The organism is Phocaeicola dorei (assembly GCF_013009555.1).
Classification (GTDB): Bacteria; Bacteroidota; Bacteroidia; order Bacteroidales; family Bacteroidaceae; genus Phocaeicola; species Phocaeicola dorei.
Window position 1 is genome coordinate 2,758,475 of the sequence record NZ_CP046176.1, and the last position, 17,402, is coordinate 2,775,876.

10 protein-coding genes and 3 tRNA genes are annotated in these 17,402 nt (G+C 40.1%); 7 read left to right on the forward strand and 6 right to left on the reverse strand.

Features of this window, described 5'->3' with window-relative positions:
- Positions 1–12: 12 nt before the first annotated feature.
- Positions 13–2,571 carry a DNA gyrase subunit A gene (gene gyrA / locus GKD17_RS11580; RefSeq protein ID WP_007835393.1) on the reverse strand — a complete coding sequence of 853 codons (2,559 nt, stop codon included), beginning with the start codon at positions 2,569–2,571 and terminating at the stop codon, positions 13–15.
- A 364-nt stretch (positions 2,572–2,935) separates the two neighbouring features.
- Between gyrA and GKD17_RS11585 the strand changes: the two genes are divergently transcribed.
- The 6 genes from GKD17_RS11585 to GKD17_RS11610 all read left to right on the forward strand — a co-directional run bounded on the left by GKD17_RS11585 (position 2,936) and on the right by GKD17_RS11610 (position 10,434).
- Positions 2,936–5,452: an ATP-dependent Clp protease ATP-binding subunit gene (locus GKD17_RS11585; RefSeq protein ID WP_007835392.1), complete on the forward strand. Its 2,517-nt coding sequence runs from the start codon at positions 2,936–2,938 to the stop codon at positions 5,450–5,452.
- 134 nt (positions 5,453–5,586) lie between these two features.
- Entirely contained in the window at positions 5,587–7,632 is a 2,046-nt protein-coding gene (htpG, locus tag GKD17_RS11590) for a molecular chaperone HtpG (RefSeq protein WP_007835391.1), read from the forward strand.
- 129 nt (positions 7,633–7,761) lie between these two features.
- On the forward strand, positions 7,762–10,071 hold the full coding sequence (locus tag GKD17_RS11595) for a patatin-like phospholipase family protein (protein ID WP_007835390.1): 2,310 nt from the start codon (positions 7,762–7,764) through the stop codon (positions 10,069–10,071).
- An 89-nt stretch (positions 10,072–10,160) separates the two neighbouring features.
- Positions 10,161–10,234, forward strand: a tRNA-Arg gene (locus tag GKD17_RS11600).
- A gap of 31 nt (positions 10,235–10,265) precedes the next feature.
- Positions 10,266–10,339 (forward strand) — tRNA-Arg (locus tag GKD17_RS11605).
- A 21-nt stretch (positions 10,340–10,360) separates the two neighbouring features.
- Positions 10,361–10,434, forward strand: a tRNA-Arg gene (locus tag GKD17_RS11610).
- 551 nt (positions 10,435–10,985) lie between these two features.
- Here GKD17_RS11610 and dapA read toward each other — a convergent pair.
- Positions 10,986–11,879: a 4-hydroxy-tetrahydrodipicolinate synthase gene (gene dapA, locus GKD17_RS11615; RefSeq protein WP_007835384.1), complete on the reverse strand. Its 894-nt coding sequence runs from the start codon at positions 11,877–11,879 to the stop codon at positions 10,986–10,988.
- Between the two features lie 101 nt (positions 11,880–11,980).
- Positions 11,981–13,978 carry an NAD-dependent DNA ligase LigA gene (ligA, locus tag GKD17_RS11620; RefSeq protein WP_007835381.1) on the reverse strand — a complete coding sequence of 666 codons (1,998 nt, stop codon included), beginning with the start codon at positions 13,976–13,978 and terminating at the stop codon, positions 11,981–11,983.
- 99 nt (positions 13,979–14,077) lie between these two features.
- Between ligA and trmD the strand changes: the two genes are divergently transcribed.
- Positions 14,078–14,752: a tRNA (guanosine(37)-N1)-methyltransferase TrmD gene (gene trmD, locus GKD17_RS11625; protein WP_007835380.1), complete on the forward strand. Its 675-nt coding sequence runs from the start codon at positions 14,078–14,080 to the stop codon at positions 14,750–14,752.
- 364 nt (positions 14,753–15,116) lie between these two features.
- Here trmD and GKD17_RS11630 read toward each other — a convergent pair whose 3' ends face one another.
- The 3 genes from GKD17_RS11630 to GKD17_RS11640 all read right to left on the reverse strand — a co-directional run bounded on the left by GKD17_RS11630 (position 15,117) and on the right by GKD17_RS11640 (position 17,302).
- On the reverse strand, positions 15,117–16,028 hold the full coding sequence (locus GKD17_RS11630) for a dihydroorotate dehydrogenase (RefSeq protein WP_007835379.1): 912 nt from the start codon (positions 16,026–16,028) through the stop codon (positions 15,117–15,119).
- A complete protein-coding gene (locus GKD17_RS11635; protein ID WP_007835378.1) occupies positions 16,016–16,795 on the reverse strand; it encodes a dihydroorotate dehydrogenase electron transfer subunit in 780 nt (259 codons plus the stop codon). Before GKD17_RS11635 ends, GKD17_RS11630 begins: the two co-directional genes overlap by 13 nt.
- Positions 16,796–16,888: 93 nt before the next feature.
- Entirely contained in the window at positions 16,889–17,302 is a 414-nt protein-coding gene (locus tag GKD17_RS11640; protein ID WP_007843012.1) for a helix-turn-helix domain-containing protein, read from the reverse strand.
- Positions 17,303–17,402: the final 100 nt, after the last annotated feature.

Sequence of the window (17,402 nt, forward strand, 5' to 3'; positions counted from 1 at the left end):
ATACAATTTATTTTATTCTTCACTATTTGCTTCGGCAATTAAATCTGGATTAGTGATACTACCACCCTCTCCTTCAGTTATATTTTCAAAATCTGCATTTGAATTTTCATCTGTAATCTCCTCTTCTTCAGATGTCACCTTACATACAGAACCTATTTGGTCATTACGTTTCTCCAAATTTATCAATCGTACACCTTGCGTTGCACGTCCCATAATGCGGACCTCAGCGACTTTCAAACGAATTGTTATACCAGATTTATTAATAATCATCAAGTCATTCCCATCTGTAACAGACTTGATAGCCACCAATTTACCTGTTTTATCTGTAATATTCAACGTTTTTACACCCTTACCGCCACGATTGGTTTTACGATAATCTTCGATATCAGAACGTTTACCGTATCCTTGTTCAGAAACTACCATGATTGATTCAGCTTCAGGATCTTTTATACAAATCATACCGATAACTTCATCGCCACCATCTTCATCCAAAGTCATACCACGCACTCCTGTAGCCGTACGTCCCATAACACGAACCGCACTTTCGTGGAAGCGAATTGCACGACCATTACGGTTAGCAATAATGATTTCATTATCACCGTTAGTCATACGAACTTCGATCACTTTATCATCCTCACGAATAGTTATCGCATTAACACCATTCTGGCGAGGCCGTGAGTATTGTTCCAACAAAGTCTTTTTAATGACACCATTCTTTGTACAGAACAGCACATAATGACTATTAATAAACTCGGTATCATTAAGGTTTTTCACACGTAAATATGCTGTAACCACATCATCGGAATCAATATTCAGCAAATTCTGAATAGCGCGTCCTTTGGCATTTTTAGTTCCTTCGGGAATTTCGTAAACTTTCAACCAATAGCACTTACCTTTCTGAGTGAAGAACATCATAGTATTGTGCATTGTAGCCGGATAAATATGCTCTACAAAGTCTTCATCACGGGTTTCACTTCCTTTTGATCCTACCCCACCTCTATTTTGGGCACGGAATTCTGATAAAGGAGTACGCTTGATATATCCCATATGGGATATCGTGATAACCATCTGATCATCAGCATAAAAATCTTCTGGATTAAATTCTTCTGAAGAATAAACTATTTCAGACCGACGGGCATCCCCGTATTTCTCTTTTACTTCTATCAACTCATCTTTGATTACTTTTTTACAAAGTTCATCATTTGAAAGAATTTCTTCATAATAAGCAATCTGTTTCATCACTTCTTCATATTCTGCGTGAAGCTGATCTTGCATCAGACCTGTTAATTGGCGCAAACGCATTTCTACAATAGCACGTGCCTGAATTTCACTCAGATTAAAACGTTCTATTAACCCTGCTATAGCATCATTAGGGGTTTTTGCAGCACGAATAATACGGATAACTTCATCAATATTATCAGAAGCTATAATCAACCCTTCAAGAATATGAGCACGCTCCTGTGCCTTCCGTAAATCATACTGAGTACGACGAATTACCACATCATGACGATGTTCTACAAAATATCTGATTAAATCTTTCAGATTCAACATTTTGGGGCGACCATGGACCAAAGCGATATTATTTACGCCAAATGAAGTTTGCAAAGCTGTCATTTTGAACAATTTGTTCAGCACCACACTAGCATTTGCATCACGTTTAACATCAATAACGATGCGCATACCTTCACGGTCGGATTCATCATTTACATACGAAATACCATCAATCTTCTTGTCATTAACTAAAGATGCGATATTTTCAATCAATTCCTTCTTATTTACATTATAAGGAATTTCATTAACTATGATCTTATCATGTGTAGTATGAGTTTCTATCTCAGCCTTAGCACGCATCACCACTCTACCACGTCCGGTTTCGTAAGCATCACGTACCCCGCTTATACCATATATATATCCACCTGTAGGGAAATCCGGTGCTTTTACATATTGCATAAGTCCTTCAATATCAATATCATTATTATCAATGTAAGCAATACATGCATCGATTACTTCAGAAAGATTATGAGTAGGCATATTGGTTGCCATACCTACTGCAATACCGGATGCTCCATTTACCAACAAGTTAGGAATCCGTGTCGGCATGACAGTAGGTTCCTGCAACGTGTCATCAAAATTATTCTGAAAATCAACAGTTTCCTTATAAAGATCCTGCATCATCTCTTCACCTATTTTCTTTAATCTTGCTTCCGTATAACGCATGGCAGCAGGGCTGTCACCATCAACAGAGCCGAAGTTACCTTGACCATCTACCAACGGATATCTCATAGCCCAGTCCTGAGCCATCCTGACCAAAGCTCCATACACGGAAGAGTCACCATGCGGGTGATATTTACCCAAAACTTCACCTACAATTCTTGCTGATTTCTTATAAGCTTTATCGGAGGTATTACCCAGCTCAATCATACCATATAAGATACGTCTATGAACCGGTTTAAAGCCGTCGCGAACATCCGGGAGGGCGCGCGCAACAATTACTGACATTGAGTAATCAATGTACGACGACTTCATTTCCTCTTCGATGTTAATCTTTATAATTCTGTCTTGTTCTAGCATTTAAACAAATATTAATTATACATCTTTTTGGTTTACCAAAAACCACGCTAAAGTACTACTTTTATACGACATACGAAACAAAACCCATAAAAAAGTTAAGTCCATTAAATGTTTTTACTTATATAAGTAAAAAGTATCCCTATACCTTATTCTATAGTATATAGTGATTATCACTCCCACTTCTCATTTACTTTGTGAATAGTTTGCTATAACCCTTATTTTTGTTTAATCCATTTAGTCTGTCAAAGCTTGGCATACATTTTGTTATGCTAATATAAATAAGAAAACAATGGTATGCATTGTTATTATGTGTATCTTTGCACACTGGGAAATAAACACTATACTTTAGGAGGACGATAAATTTATGAACAATCAATTTACACAAAGAGTGTCCGATATCATCATGTATAGCAAGGAAGAAGCCAACAGGCTGCGGAATAGCTATATTGGTCCCGAACACTTGTTGTTGGGACTGATACGTGAAGGTGAAGGAAAAGCTATCGAGATCTTATTTAATTTACAAATAAACTTACAGGACATAAAAAATCAGTTGGAAACCATTGTGAAAAACAATGTGGAAAATGACACCACCTATGACGAGAATATTAGCTTTAATGACAAAGCATCCAAAGTGTTAAAGTTATGTATTCTGGAAGCTAAGTTATTGAGAAACATTGCAGCTGACTCCGAACATATTTTATTAGCAATTATGAAGGTCAAGGATAATACAGCTTTCCACGTCTTGGAAAGCAATGGCGTAACATACGAAAAAATTAAACTCACTTTACAGCCAGATCCCCATGCAGGTCTGGGGTTCAGTGAGGACGAGGATGAAGACGAAGATATACGTCAGAATCCAAGTAGCAATAAATCAAATGCAGCACAACAACAGGCACGTCCGGCACAAAAAAAGCCAGCTAATGACACTCCTGTACTCGACAATTTTGGCACAGATATGACAAGAGCTGCCGAAGAAGGAAAACTGGATCCTGTAGTTGGCCGGGTGAAGGAAATAGAGCGACTGGCACAAATATTGAGCCGCCGCAAGAAGAACAACCCTATTTTGATTGGCGAACCGGGAGTCGGCAAATCTGCCATTGTTGAGGGACTTGCATTACGGATTGTGGAAAAGAAAGTATCACGTATTTTATTTGATAAACGCGTGATAGCTCTTGATATGACTGCCGTTGTCGCAGGCACTAAATATCGTGGACAATTCGAGGAACGTATTCGTTCCATTTTGAACGAGTTGAAGAAGAATCCTAACATCATTCTTTTCATCGATGAAATCCACACTATTGTGGGAGCAGGTTCTGCAGCAGGCTCAATGGATGCAGCCAATATGTTGAAACCTGCATTGGCCAGAGGTGAAATTCAATGCATCGGAGCGACGACATTGGACGAATACCGCCAAAATATTGAAAAAGACGGTGCATTGGAACGCCGGTTCCAAAAGGTTATTGTAGAACCAACAACTGCAGAAGAAACACTTCAGATTTTGAAAAATATCAAAGATAAATACGAGGATCATCATAATGTGAACTATACAGATGCGGCCCTTGAAGCCTGTGTAAAACTGACAGACCAATATATCACAGACCGTAACTTCCCTGATAAAGCGATAGATGCTTTAGATGAAGCCGGTTCGCGCGTACATCTTACTAATATCACTGCTCCCAAAGAAATTGAAGAACAGGAAAAACTGATTGATGAGATGAAATCTCTTAAAAATGAAGCTGTCAGGTTACAAAATTTCGAACTAGCCGCCAGTTATCGTGACAAAGAGAAAGAATATACGAACCAGCTTGATACTCTGAAGGAAGAATGGGAAAAAAGCCTGAAGGAAAATCGGGAAACGGTAGATGACGAACAAATAGCCGAAGTCGTTTCCATGATGTCAGGCGTACCTGTGCAAAGAATGGCACAGGCTGAAGGAATGAAATTATTAGGAATGAAAGACGATCTGCTTTCTAAAGTTATCGGTCAAGACAAAGCAATCGCCACACTGGTAAAAGCTATTCAAAGAAGCCGTGTAGGTCTGAAAGATCCTAATAAACCGATTGGTACATTCATGTTTCTAGGTCCGACAGGTGTCGGCAAGACTCATCTGGCTAAGGAGTTAGCGAAACTAATGTTCGGTTCGGCAGATGCACTTATCCGCATTGACATGAGTGAATATATGGAAAAATTCACCGTATCCCGTCTGGTAGGAGCACCTCCCGGATATGTAGGTTATGAAGAAGGCGGACAGCTGACGGAGAAAGTAAGACGTAAACCCTACTCCATCGTTTTATTGGATGAAATTGAAAAAGCGCATCCCGATGTATTCAACATACTGTTGCAAGTGATGGATGAAGGTCGGTTGACTGACAGTTATGGCAGAACTGTAGACTTTAAAAATACCATAGTTATCATGACATCCAATATTGGAACCCGCCAACTTAAAGAATTCGGAAAAGGAATCGGATTTGCCGCCCAAATCCGTACAGATGACAAAGAATACTCGCGCAGCGTGATTACAAAAGCTTTGAATAAGTCTTTTGCGCCCGAATTCATCAATCGTCTGGACGAAATAATAACTTTCGACCAACTCGACCTGAATGCACTGACTCGGATTATCGATATTGAACTTAAGGGTCTTTACAGTCGTGTGGAACACATTGGTTATAAGCTTGTTATCGACGAAGATGCCAAAAAGTTTGTAGCCACCAAAGGTTACGATGTACAGTTCGGAGCACGCCCATTAAAACGTGCCATCCAAAACAATTTGGAGGATGGAATCTCCGAGCTGATACTTGGATCAGAAATGGCGACTGGTGACACGATCAAGGTAAGCTATGACAAAGAAAAAGACATCATTGTCATGACTGTGGAAAAGTAAAGAGTCCAAAGTTCTTCAAAAAATAACAGACAAAATGTCAGATATCATTGTATCTGGCATTTTTTTTGCCCATCATCCAACAAAAAGACAATTCAAACGTATATATAACATAATAACTTAAAACCATAAATAGTATGCAAAAAGGAAATATTGGGGTAACCACTGAGAACATTTTCCCCATCATCAAAAAGTTCTTATACAGTGATCATGAAATATTCCTCCGTGAATTAGTTTCTAATGCAGTAGATGCCACACAGAAACTGAAAACCCTTGCATCTAAAGGTGAATTCAAAGGAGAGATGGGAGATCTTACTATTAAAGTAAGTTTAGGAAAAGATACCATCACCATTTCCGACCGGGGTATCGGACTTACAGCCGAAGAGATCGACAAATATATCAATCAGATAGCTTTTTCAGGCGCTAACGACTTCCTTGAAAAATATAAAGATGATGCCAATGCCATCATCGGACACTTTGGTCTGGGATTCTATTCTGCCTTCATGGTAGCCAAAAAAGTGGAAATCATCACAAAATCCCACCAAGAAGGAGCACAAGCTGTGAAATGGACTTGCGACGGAAGCCCTGAGTTTACTATCGAAAATGTTGAAAAAGAAAGCCGCGGATCGGATATTATCCTTTATATAGATGATGACTGCAAAGAATTTCTGGAAGAAACACGTATTTCTTCATTGCTGACTAAATATTGCCGCTTCCTTCCTATCCCCATTGCATTCGGCAAAAAGAAAGAATGGAAAGATGGAAAGCAGGTTGAAACAAATGAAGACAATGTAATCAACGAAACCTATCCTTTATGGACACGCAAACCGGTAGAACTGAAAGACGAAGATTATAAGAAATTCTATCGGGAATTATATCCCATGGCAGACGAACCTTTGTTCTGGATCCATCTGAATGTGGATTATCCGTTCAATCTGACAGGTATTCTGTACTTTCCGAAAGTAAAGAGCAACATTGAATTACAAAAAAACAAAATCCAACTTTACTGTAACCAGGTCTATGTCACCGACTCGGTAGAAGGTATTGTTCCAGACTTCCTGACCCTGTTACACGGAGTGATTGACTCACCAGACATCCCGTTGAACGTATCCCGTTCTTACTTGCAGAGCGATTCCAACGTGAAGAAAATCTCCACTTATATTTCTAAGAAAGTATCAGACCGCCTGCAAGCCATTTTTAAGAATGACCGCAAAGAATTCGAGGAGAAATGGGATGATTTGAAAATTTTCATCAACTACGGCATGTTAACCCAAGAAGAGTTCTACGAAAAGGCTAATAAATTTGCTCTGCTGAAAGACACAGATGACAAATATTATACTTATGAAGAATACCAAAGCTTGATCAAAGATAATCAAACAGATAAGGACGGCAACTTGATTTATCTGTATGCTACCCATGCAGACGAACAATACAGCTACATTGATGCGGCCAAGAACAAAGGCTACAACGTATTGTTAATGGATGGTCAGCTGGATGTAGCTATGGTAAGTATGCTTGAGCAAAAATTTGAAAAGAGCCGCTTCACCCGTGTGGACAGTGATGTAATTGACCGCCTGATTGCTAAAGAAGAGCGCAAAGATGCCAGTCTGGAAGCCGGCCAACGCGATATTCTATCTTCCATATTCCGCAGTCAGTTGCCACAGATGAAGAAAGTGGAGTTCAATGTAGAAACACAATCTTTAGGCGAGACAGGAACTCCTATCATGATTACCCAAAGCGAATATATGCGCCGTATGAAAGAAATGGCCAATATCCAGGCAGGTATGAGTTTTTATGGAGAAATGCCGGATATGTTTAACTTGGTTCTGAATGTCGACCACAAACTGGTGAAACAAGTTTTGAATGATGCGGACAACTCTTGTAAAGCTGCTCTTGAACCTATCGAAACTGAAATGACCAGTCTGAATAAACGTCACGACGAACTTCACAAAGCACAGGAAGGTAAAAAAGCCGATGAAATACCTCAAGCAGAAAAAGATGAATTAAGTGATGTTGAGAAAAAGTTGGCCGATGAAAAGACCAAGAAAGAAGCTGTTTTAGGTGAATACGCAGGTGGTAACAAAGTAATCCGCCAATTGATTGACCTTGCTCTGTTACAAAATAATATGTTGAAAGGCGAAGCTTTGACAAACTTTGTAAAACGCAGTATCGAACTGATTTAACAAATCTATCACATTTTGCTATCAAAAGCGTCGGGAAGTTCATTTCCGGCGCTTTTTTATTCTAAAAAACGATTGGAAACGAAGATTTCTTTCTATATTTGGAGCAACACATACAAAGATTCGACATCCATGAAACATTATCTATATATACTTTTTCTTCTCTTTTTACTGCTTCCTCCCATCCATGCACAGAAAGTGGGACTGGTACTGAGCGGAGGAGGTGCCAAAGGCCTAACCCATATCGGCATTATCCGCGCATTAGAAGAAAACGGTATCCCCATAGATTATATTGCAGGCACATCCATGGGAGCCATTGTCGGTTCACTTTATGCTATGGGCTATTCTCCCGATGAAATGGAGGCTTTACTCAAATCCGATGACTTCAAACGCTGGTATTCAGGTAATGTGGAAGAGAAATACATCTATTATTTCAAGAAAAATCCTCCAACACCCGAATTTATCAACATCCGTATCTCCCTGAAAGACTCGCTGAAGAATGTCAAACCTCAGTTTTTGCCTACCAGCATTGTAGATCCCATTCAGATGAATATTGTATTTCTGCAATTATTCGGTCAGGCAACAGCTGCAAGCAAGGCCAATTTTGACAGCCTGTATATTCCCTTCCGCTGTATAGCTTCGGATGTGTACAACAAAAGACCACTGATATTGAAAAAAGGAGATCTGGGAGATGCCGTACGTGCCTCCATGAGTTTTCCTGCCATGTTCAAGCCTATCGAAATAGACTCGATACTGGCATACGACGGTGGCATTTACAATAATTTTCCAGTGAATGTAATGCGTGACACCTTCCATCCGGATATCATTATAGGAAGTGCCGTATCCGCCAATCCGGGCAAACCCAAGGAAGGTGACATTATGGGGCAACTGGAAAATATGATTATGCAAAAGACAGATTACTCTTTACCCGATTCCCTCGGCATCCTCATGACTTTTAAATATGATGATGTCAATTTAATGGACTTCCAGCGCTTTGACGAGTTGCATGACATTGGTTATAAACGTGCCATAGAAATGATGGACTCCATAAAAAGCCGAATTCATCGAAGAATCACCCCCGAACAAGTGAAAGTTAAACGACTGGCCTATAAGAGCAATTTACCGGATTTCCGTTTCAAAAGAGTAAATATAACTGGTGCCAACGAACGACAAAAGCAATATATACAAAAAGAGTTCCATGAAAACGACCTCGATGTTTTCACTATGGAGGATATCAAACGAGCATATTTCCGTTTGTTGTCCGATAATATTATATCCGAAATCATTCCTCATGCCGTTTATAATGAGAAAGACCAAACCTACGACTTGAACCTCCAAGTCAAAATGGAGGCCAATCTCTCCGTTCGTGTCGGTGGAAACGTGTCTTCCAGTGGCTCCAATCAAGTCTATTTTGGTGCTTCCTATCAAAACTTGAACTATTATTCAAAAGAATTTAATTTTGACGGACAGTTAGGTCGGGTCTACAATAATGTGCAACTTGCAGCACGAATTGATTTTCCAACCAAGCTGCCTACATCTTATAAATTCATAGCCTCGATCTCCACCTTCGATTATTTCAAAGAAGCCAAATTCTTTTCCAATAAAGACAATCCGGCTTTCAACAAGAAAAGAGAAGAGTTTGTAAAATTGAAGGTGTCATTACCGTTTCTAAGCCGTAAGAAAGCTGAATTCGGTGTAGGTATAGCCCGTATGGAAGACAGGTACTTCCAAACCAATATCATCGACTTCAGCGAGACAAAACATGATAAAAGCACTTATTCTATCTTCGGAGGCTCTATCGTATTGGAAGGAAGCACCTTGAATGCCCGCCAGTTTGCCACACAAGGAAGTCGTGAAAAAATGGCTGCACAAATTTTCACCGGCACAGAACATTTCAGATCAGGTGCATCCAAAGTGACTAAAGACACACCGGAGCCTTATAAAAAGGTACAATCCTGGCTTCAAGTTTCATATCAGAACGAAACATACCATAAGGTAAGTCCTAAGTTTACCTTGGGAGCGTATCTAGAGGCGTATTACTCATCCCGAAATTTCTCCAATAATTATACGGCTACATTAATGCAGGCAGGAGAATTCACTCCGACAGCCCATAGCAAAGTAACCTATAATGAGGCTTTCCGTGCTAATCAATATGCCGGAGTCGGCGCCATGCCCATCTACCAGTTAAGCGAGTCTTTTCAATTACGCGGAGAATTTTATGGATTTGTACCCATCTTTCCTATTAAGAAAGATGAATATGGACAAGCATATTACGGGAAAGCTTTCACAAAATTCGAATATCTTGGAGAAATCTCATTAGTTTTTCAATTATCGTTCGGTTCTATCAGTGCTTATGTAAACCACTATAGTTCACCGTCTAACGATTGGAATGTAGGTTTAACACTGGGCTGGCAGTTGTTTAACTCCCGTTTCATCGAATAATTTTTAGAAAAAAGTTTTAGTAAAACGCTTGCATTTTCAAAAAAAGTCCGTATCTTTGCACCCGTTAAAACAAAAGAACAATAAATAATGGCCGCGTAGCTCAACTGAATAGAGTAGCTGACTACGGATCAGCCGGTTACAGGTTTGAATCCTGTCGCGGTCACTACCAAAAGAAGTTCGATTAGTTTTGCAATGGCCGCGTAGCTCAACTGAATAGAGTAGCTGACTACGGATCAGCCGGTTACAGGTTTGAATCCTGTCGCGGTCACTACTAAAAATATTAAACAATGGTCGCGTAGCTCAACTGAATAGAGTAGCTGACTACGGATCAGCCGGTTACAGGTTTGAATCCTGTCGCGATCACAAAGAAGGCCATCTTTTCTGATGGTCTTTTCTTGTATTTTCTCTCTTTTTTTAAATTTAAATAGCTCAGTTGTAATTCTTGGGGGAAAATCCCCTGTTAAGCACCTCCGCGCTTCTACAGGTCTACCATTTTTCCGTTCTTATATCTTTGCAGCATATAAAAAAGAAGCATTATGGTTTAGAAGAACTTGGGAACGCTTCTTGGAAGCATTGAAATTATCCCCAATCACGCCTACACCTTCTCCAACGAAACAATGACGACCAACACAACTTCTCACACACCTGAAAAGAACAGTTCATCTTTAAACAAGCGCTTGTTCTTTTTTAAAAAACAAGGCGTTTCAAAGGTTACTAACATACAGACCGACAGGTTAGTAACGTGTCGGGTAACACGTTACTAATGTATCAGGTGAAAGATTAGTAATGTTACGCGTGAAAGATATAGAATCTTACAGGTATAATATATCAAAGAACGAACAGACAGGCATAAAAAAAGACTGGTGTTTTTAATGACGAAACACCAGTCTTATCTAATTAAAAAAATTCCTTTATCAGCATTTAATTTTCAATTCATCCAAAATAGCACGCATCTTTTCAAATGTTGTGATACGAGTCGGTACAAGCGGCAAACGTAATTTATTTTCAATCAGCCCCATTACATTCAACATAGCCTTCACCCCGGCAGGATTACCATCTACGAACAACAGGCTGAATAATTCCGTAAACCTATGATGAATAGTCAATGCATTTGCAAAATCACCCTGTAATGCCAAACGAGTCATACGACTGAATTCACGCGGAAATGCATTACCGATAACCGAGATAACCCCTACAGCACCCAAAGTAATCAAAGGAAATGTAATACCATCATCACCCGAAATCACATCAAAATTAGCCGGTTTATTCTTGATGATATCATCCATCTGAGTAATATTACCCGATGCCTCCTTGATAGCGATAATATTCTTGAAATCGCGTGCCAGACGCAAGGTGGTCTCAGCAGTCATGTTCACACCGGTACGTCCCGGTACATTATAAAGAACCACAGGAAGATCCGTCGCTTCAGCAATCGCTTTATAGTGTTGGTAAATACCTTCCTGGGAAGGTTTGTTATAATAAGGTACAGCAACAAGTACGGCATCAACTCCTGTCATATCATCATTTTTCAGCGTTTCCACAACAGCACGGGTACAGTTGCTGCTAACTCCCAGCAGAATAGGGATACGTCCATTCACTCTTTCGATTATCAAACGTTTTATCTTGTCTTTTTCTTCTTTAGTCAAAGTCGGGGTTTCAGCCGTGGTTCCCAACACGCACAAAAAATCTGTTCCATTTTGAAGCTGGTAATCAACCAGACGAAGTAACGCATCATAATCAACGCTGTCATCTTCCTTGAAAGGAGTAATCAACGCTACTCCCATGCCTTTTAATCTTGTCTGTATCATAAATGAATTATAAATTCTTATTTAATAGCCTACAAAAGTACGAATATTTTCTCTTTTAGCGATAAAAATCACACTATTTTTAGTTTATACTCGCTAAAAAGTCACTCTATCATTTGCAGAAACTCCTCTTCGCTCACAATGGTCACACCCAGTTTCTGCGCTTTCTCCAGTTTACTGGGCCCCATATTGTCACCCGCCAGAACAAAGCTGGTCTTGGACGAAATACTTCCCACATTCTTACCACCATGCTTTTCAATTAACTCCTTATATTCGTCACGCGAATGATGGGCGAAAACCCCACTAATCACAACAGATTTCCCTGCCAATTTGTCAGTGTGTCCCGAAGTATCCTCCTCATCGGCTTCCAATCTCACACCCGCCACACGAAGACGCTCTATAATGTCACGATTCTTCGGATTAGCAAAGTACAACAAGATACTCTGTGCTATTTTTTCTCCGATTTCATCGACATGAATCAAATCATCTAAACTCGCGTCTGCCAAAGCATCCATCGACTTAAAGGATTTCGCCACCTTCTTCGCCACAGTTTCACCCACAAAACGGATACCCAATGCAAAGAGCACCCTTTCAAACGGCACTTCTTTGGACTGCTCTATACCTTTTATTATATTCTCGGCGGATTTTTCTCCCATACGTTCCAGGTTGATGATATCCGATGTTTTTAAAGTATACAGATCGGCAACATCACGTATCAATCCTTCCTGGTAAAACTGATCTACCGTTTCCGGACCGAGTCCATCAATATCCATAGCCCTACGGCTGATAAAATGTTCTATTTTTCCCTTGATCTGTGGGGGGCAAGCGGCATCATTGGTACAATAATAAGCAGCTTCACCTTCATAGCGCACCAATTTACTGCCACACTCGGGGCAATAAGTAATAAACTTTACTTTATCACCTATCATAATACGGGCGTTCTTGTCCACACCTACAATTTTTGGAATAATCTCGCCCCCTTTTTCTACATAAACCATATCGCCGATATGCAAATCCAGCCCTTCTATGATGTCTGCATTATGGAGCGAAGCACGCTTTACCACGGTTCCGGATAGCTGTACGGGATCCAGATTGGCCACCGGAGTCACAGCACCTGTTCTTCCCACTTGATAGGTCACCTTGTTCAAACGGGTAAGTGCCTGTTCGGCCTGAAACTTGTATGCAATGGCCCATCGGGGTGATTTTGCCGTAAAACCCAAATTACGCTGCTGTCGCAAAGAATTCACTTTCAGTACTATTCCGTCCGTAGCTACAGGCAGATTCTTACGCTCCACATCCCAGTATTTGATGAAATCAAATACTTCCTGCAATGTTTTGCATTTGCGAGTAAGATCAGAAATTTTAAATCCCCATTTCTCCGCTTCTTTCAAATTTTCATAATGACCGTCGCACGGCAAATTATCTCCAAGCAAATAATAAAGGTATGCATCCAGCTTGCGGGATGCCACAATGGCAGAATTCTGCAACTTCAATGTTCCCGAAGCTGCGTTGCGGGGATTAGCGAACAACGGTTCTTCGCGGGCTTCTCGTTCTTTGTTCAATTCCTCAAACACCACCCAAGGCATCAAAATCTCCCCACGAATTTCAAATGCTTCAGGATACCCCTTTCCATGCAACACCAAAGGGATACTGCGGATGGTCTTCACATTGCCTGTCACATCATCTCCTTGCACGCCATCACCACGCGTCACAGCACGCAACAATTTCCCGTTCTCGTAAGTCAGCGAAATAGAAGTACCATCGTATTTCATTTCACAACAAATCTCAAAATCTTCGTTCAAGGACTTCTTTACCCTGTCATAAAACTCGGTTACTTCCGTTTCCGAATAGGTGTTAGTCAATGAAAGCATGGGATATTTATGTACCACCTGCATGAAGTTTTTGTTTATATCACTTCCCACACGCATACTGGGCGAGTTCTCATCTCTATGTTCCGGATGTTTTTCTTCCAGATCCTGAAGTTCACGCATCAGCTTGTCAAACTCCTGGTCTGTAATCTCAGGCGCATTCAATACATAATAATTATAGTTATGTCGATGAAGCTCCTCGCGCAATTGGTCTATTCTTTCTATTTCTGTCATATATATAAAGGTAGTTTTCCCGCAAAAATAGCTATTTTTTGAATGAAAAACACCTTCCGGCAAAGAGGAATTTGCTACTTTTGCAAAAAATAACCGAATATGAGAATAGACATCATTACCGTTTTACCCGAGATGCTGGAAAGCTTCTTCAACTGCTCTATCATGAGCCGTGCGCAGAAAAAAGGAATTGCAGAAATACATATACATAATTTACGCGATTATGCATACGACCGTTATCGCAAAGTAGATGATTATCCCTTCGGTGGATTTGCCGGTATGGTGATGAAGATTGAACCAATAGACCGATGCATCTCAGCTTTGAAAGCAGAACGCGAGTACGATGAAATTATATTTACATCTCCAGATGGAGAACAGTTTAACCAGCCGATGGCCAACTCACTTTCACTCGCAAAGAATTTAATTATTCTATGTGGTCATTTTAAGGGTATAGACTATAGAATACGTGAACATTTCATTACGAAAGAAATCAGTATCGGTGACTATGTTTTGACAGGTGGGGAGTTGGCTGCCGCCGTTATCGCCGATGCCGTAGTTCGTATTATTCCCGGGGTCATTTCTGACGAACAATCGGCATTGTCCGATTCTTTTCAAGATAATCTGTTAGCAGCTCCTGTATATACCCGTCCTGCAGAATACAAAGGATGGCAAGTTCCCGATGTGTTGTTATCCGGACACGAGGCAAAGATTAAAGAATGGGAGCTTCAGCAGTCATTAGAAAGAACACAGCGGCTAAGACCCGATTTGCTAAAATAAAAAATATATATAAAAAATAAAGAGATAAAAGCCTTATGATGAACATGGCTTTTACCTCTTTGCTTTTGTTTATATCATACCTGAAAAGATGTTCTCTCTTTAATATAACCTAAGTCCATCTTCCTTTTCCTTATATATTGATAAAGCTTTTTCAAGTGTTTTTCTACTCCATTTTTTCAAAAACAAGCCATTTCATCGAAAAAAAATAATTGAAGTTATCATTTTATACCCATGCAATAAGTTGTAACAACAACCATTTTTATACTCGTTCTATCTAGAGAAGGTTATAAAAAAGACCCTGCAAGAAATGCTTCAATTTATTCATCTACACTCTCGCAGGGCTATAATTTAAAAGATAAAATTTTCAGATTTCTAAAGCGCCTATTATATCTTTTACAGATGTATATCCATGACGTTCCAAATAGTCATTTATTCCTTCTGAAACTTTGACAGTAATAGCTGGGTCTATGAAGTTGGCAGTACCTATCTGTATTGCGGTGGCACCTGCCAACATAAACTCCACAGCATCCTTCCAGCCCATGATACCCCCTAGTCCAATGACAGGAATATTTACTGCTTTAGCGACTTGCCATACCATACGCAATGCGATTGGTTTCACAGCTGCACCACTCATGCCTCCGGTAATAGTGGAAAGTACAGGCCGACGCTTTTCAGCATCGACAGCCATCCCCAGCAGGGTATTGATCAGAGATACACTGTCCGCACCGGAAGCCTCGGCCGCACGTGCTATTTCTGTGATATCTGTCACATTGGGAGATAATTTTACGATCAGCGTCTTTTTATACACATTACGTACAGCTTTTACAACCTCGGAACACCCGCATGCGGAAACCCCGAAGGCCATACCGCCCTGCTTTACATTAGGGCATGAGATATTCAATTCTATAGCGGGAATATTATCCAGATCATTGATGATTTCGGCAGTCTTCACATAATCCTCTACAGCAGATCCGGATACATTAACGATCATATTAGTATGGATATCCCTTATCTGTGGATAGATATGTTCAACAAAATAATCCACCCCTTTATTCTGTAACCCTACCGCATTAAGCATCCCCATAGGGGTCTCTGCCATACGTGGGTAAGGATTACCCTCACGATGATGAAGGGTAGTCCCTTTTACAATGATGCCACCAATTTTTTCGAGGTCTACAAAGTCCTCAAATTCTTTTCCGTATCCAAAGGTACCCGATGCTGTCATAACCGGGTTACAAAGCTTTAAATCGCCGATATTTACACTTAAATCTGCCATAATAGTTTCTTTATATTAAATACAGGACCCTCTTTACAAACACACAAATGCCCTTCGTCCGTGTTCTCCACACAGCATAAGCATGCACCGACACCACAAGCCATCCTATTTTCCAGTGAAACCTCACATTCTATTCCATGAACTTTGGCGTATTTAGCTACCGAAATCATCATGGGTTTTGGACCACAGGTGTATATCATATCAAACCGATCTGTATGCAAGATGCTATGCTGTGTCACATAGCCTTTCTCGCCCATACTTCCATCTTCAGTTGTTGTATACACCTTACCTAATTTCTCAAAATACTCCAGCTGCAACAGATCTTTGGATGAACGTGCGCCTAGCAGGAAAGCAGGCGTACATCCCATTTTCACTAACTCAGCACCGAGCATCAACATCGGGGCGGTACCCACACCACCGCCAACCAGTAGCGGCTTTACCTTTGTCACATTCCGGGGCATTGTAAATCCATTGCCGAGAGGCATCACCACATTAACAATATCTCCTTGTTTCACAGTGGCTAGTTTGCGAGTGCCATCGCCAACTAATTGCACCAGGAACCAAACTTCATTGGTTGTTTTATCCACATAATTAATAGAAATAGGACGGCGGAGAAAAGTTGTATTGGAACCGTCAATACGTATCTCAGCAAACTGACCCGGCAGCATCTCGGGCAATGGGTTGGCATGAGTCAATTTTATCAGAACATAATTGGCATGCAATTTTATGTTCTGTGTAACCACAAGGTCTAAAATATATTTTTTCATGAAATAAAATTGGGTAAATTCATTTTCTATGCAAAGATACACGAATTTACCCAAATCTTATTCTGCTAACCGGCATTTTAGTGGATTCCCACCCTAATTTTCAGGCTTGAACGTTTCATAAGTCCCATTATCAAAGAATATTCTTATTTCAGTGATTTTTTTGGCAGGTATTTCCACATACTTAATTTCCTCACGCACAATCTCTTTAGGAGAATAAAGTGGTGTTTTAACCTCATTTTCCTTGCGATATTCCGGAGAAACTGGACGTTCGGGCGTAAATAATGAATTCTCATCAAACAAAGAAGGCGTATAATGAATGTTATTGTCTGAATCAACATCCGTTTCCATTTGTCCTTCACCATAGAGTAACCAGTCTAAACTGATATAGTCACACGCTTTGTGTATTTTCATGACGACTTCCAAGCTAGGATTATTCCTACCACTAAGAATATGGGAAAGAGAGGAAGGTGAAATTCCAATCTTCTCTGCAAATTGAGCTGCAGTCATATCTTCTTTCTGGATTATTTGAGCGATTCTTTCCTTCATTTACAAAAGTATAAGGCAAAATTTACAGATACAAAAGTAATTAATATAATTCATAAATGCA

Bases quoted from the DNA above. Each gene is read 5' to 3' on its own strand.
- ligA (WP_007835381.1), bottom strand. From the start codon at position 13,978: ATGACAGAAATAGAAAGAATAGACCAATTGCGCGAGGAGCTTCATCGA.
- GKD17_RS11635 (WP_007835378.1), bottom strand. From the start codon at position 16,795: ATGAAAAAATATATTTTAGACCTTGTGGTTACACAGAACATAAAATTG.
- GKD17_RS11585 (WP_007835392.1), top strand. From the start codon at position 2,936: ATGAACAATCAATTTACACAAAGAGTGTCCGATATCATCATGTATAGC.
- trmD (WP_007835380.1), top strand. From the start codon at position 14,078: ATGAGAATAGACATCATTACCGTTTTACCCGAGATGCTGGAAAGCTTC.
- htpG (WP_007835391.1), top strand. From the start codon at position 5,587: ATGCAAAAAGGAAATATTGGGGTAACCACTGAGAACATTTTCCCCATC.
- dapA (WP_007835384.1), bottom strand. From the start codon at position 11,879: ATGATACAGACAAGATTAAAAGGCATGGGAGTAGCGTTGATTACTCCT.
- GKD17_RS11640 (WP_007843012.1), bottom strand. From the start codon at position 17,302: ATGACTGCAGCTCAATTTGCAGAGAAGATTGGAATTTCACCTTCCTCT.
- gyrA (WP_007835393.1), bottom strand. From the start codon at position 2,571: ATGCTAGAACAAGACAGAATTATAAAGATTAACATCGAAGAGGAAATG.
- GKD17_RS11595 (WP_007835390.1), top strand. From the start codon at position 7,762: ATGAAACATTATCTATATATACTTTTTCTTCTCTTTTTACTGCTTCCT.
- GKD17_RS11630 (WP_007835379.1), bottom strand. From the start codon at position 16,028: ATGGCAGATTTAAGTGTAAATATCGGCGATTTAAAGCTTTGTAACCCG.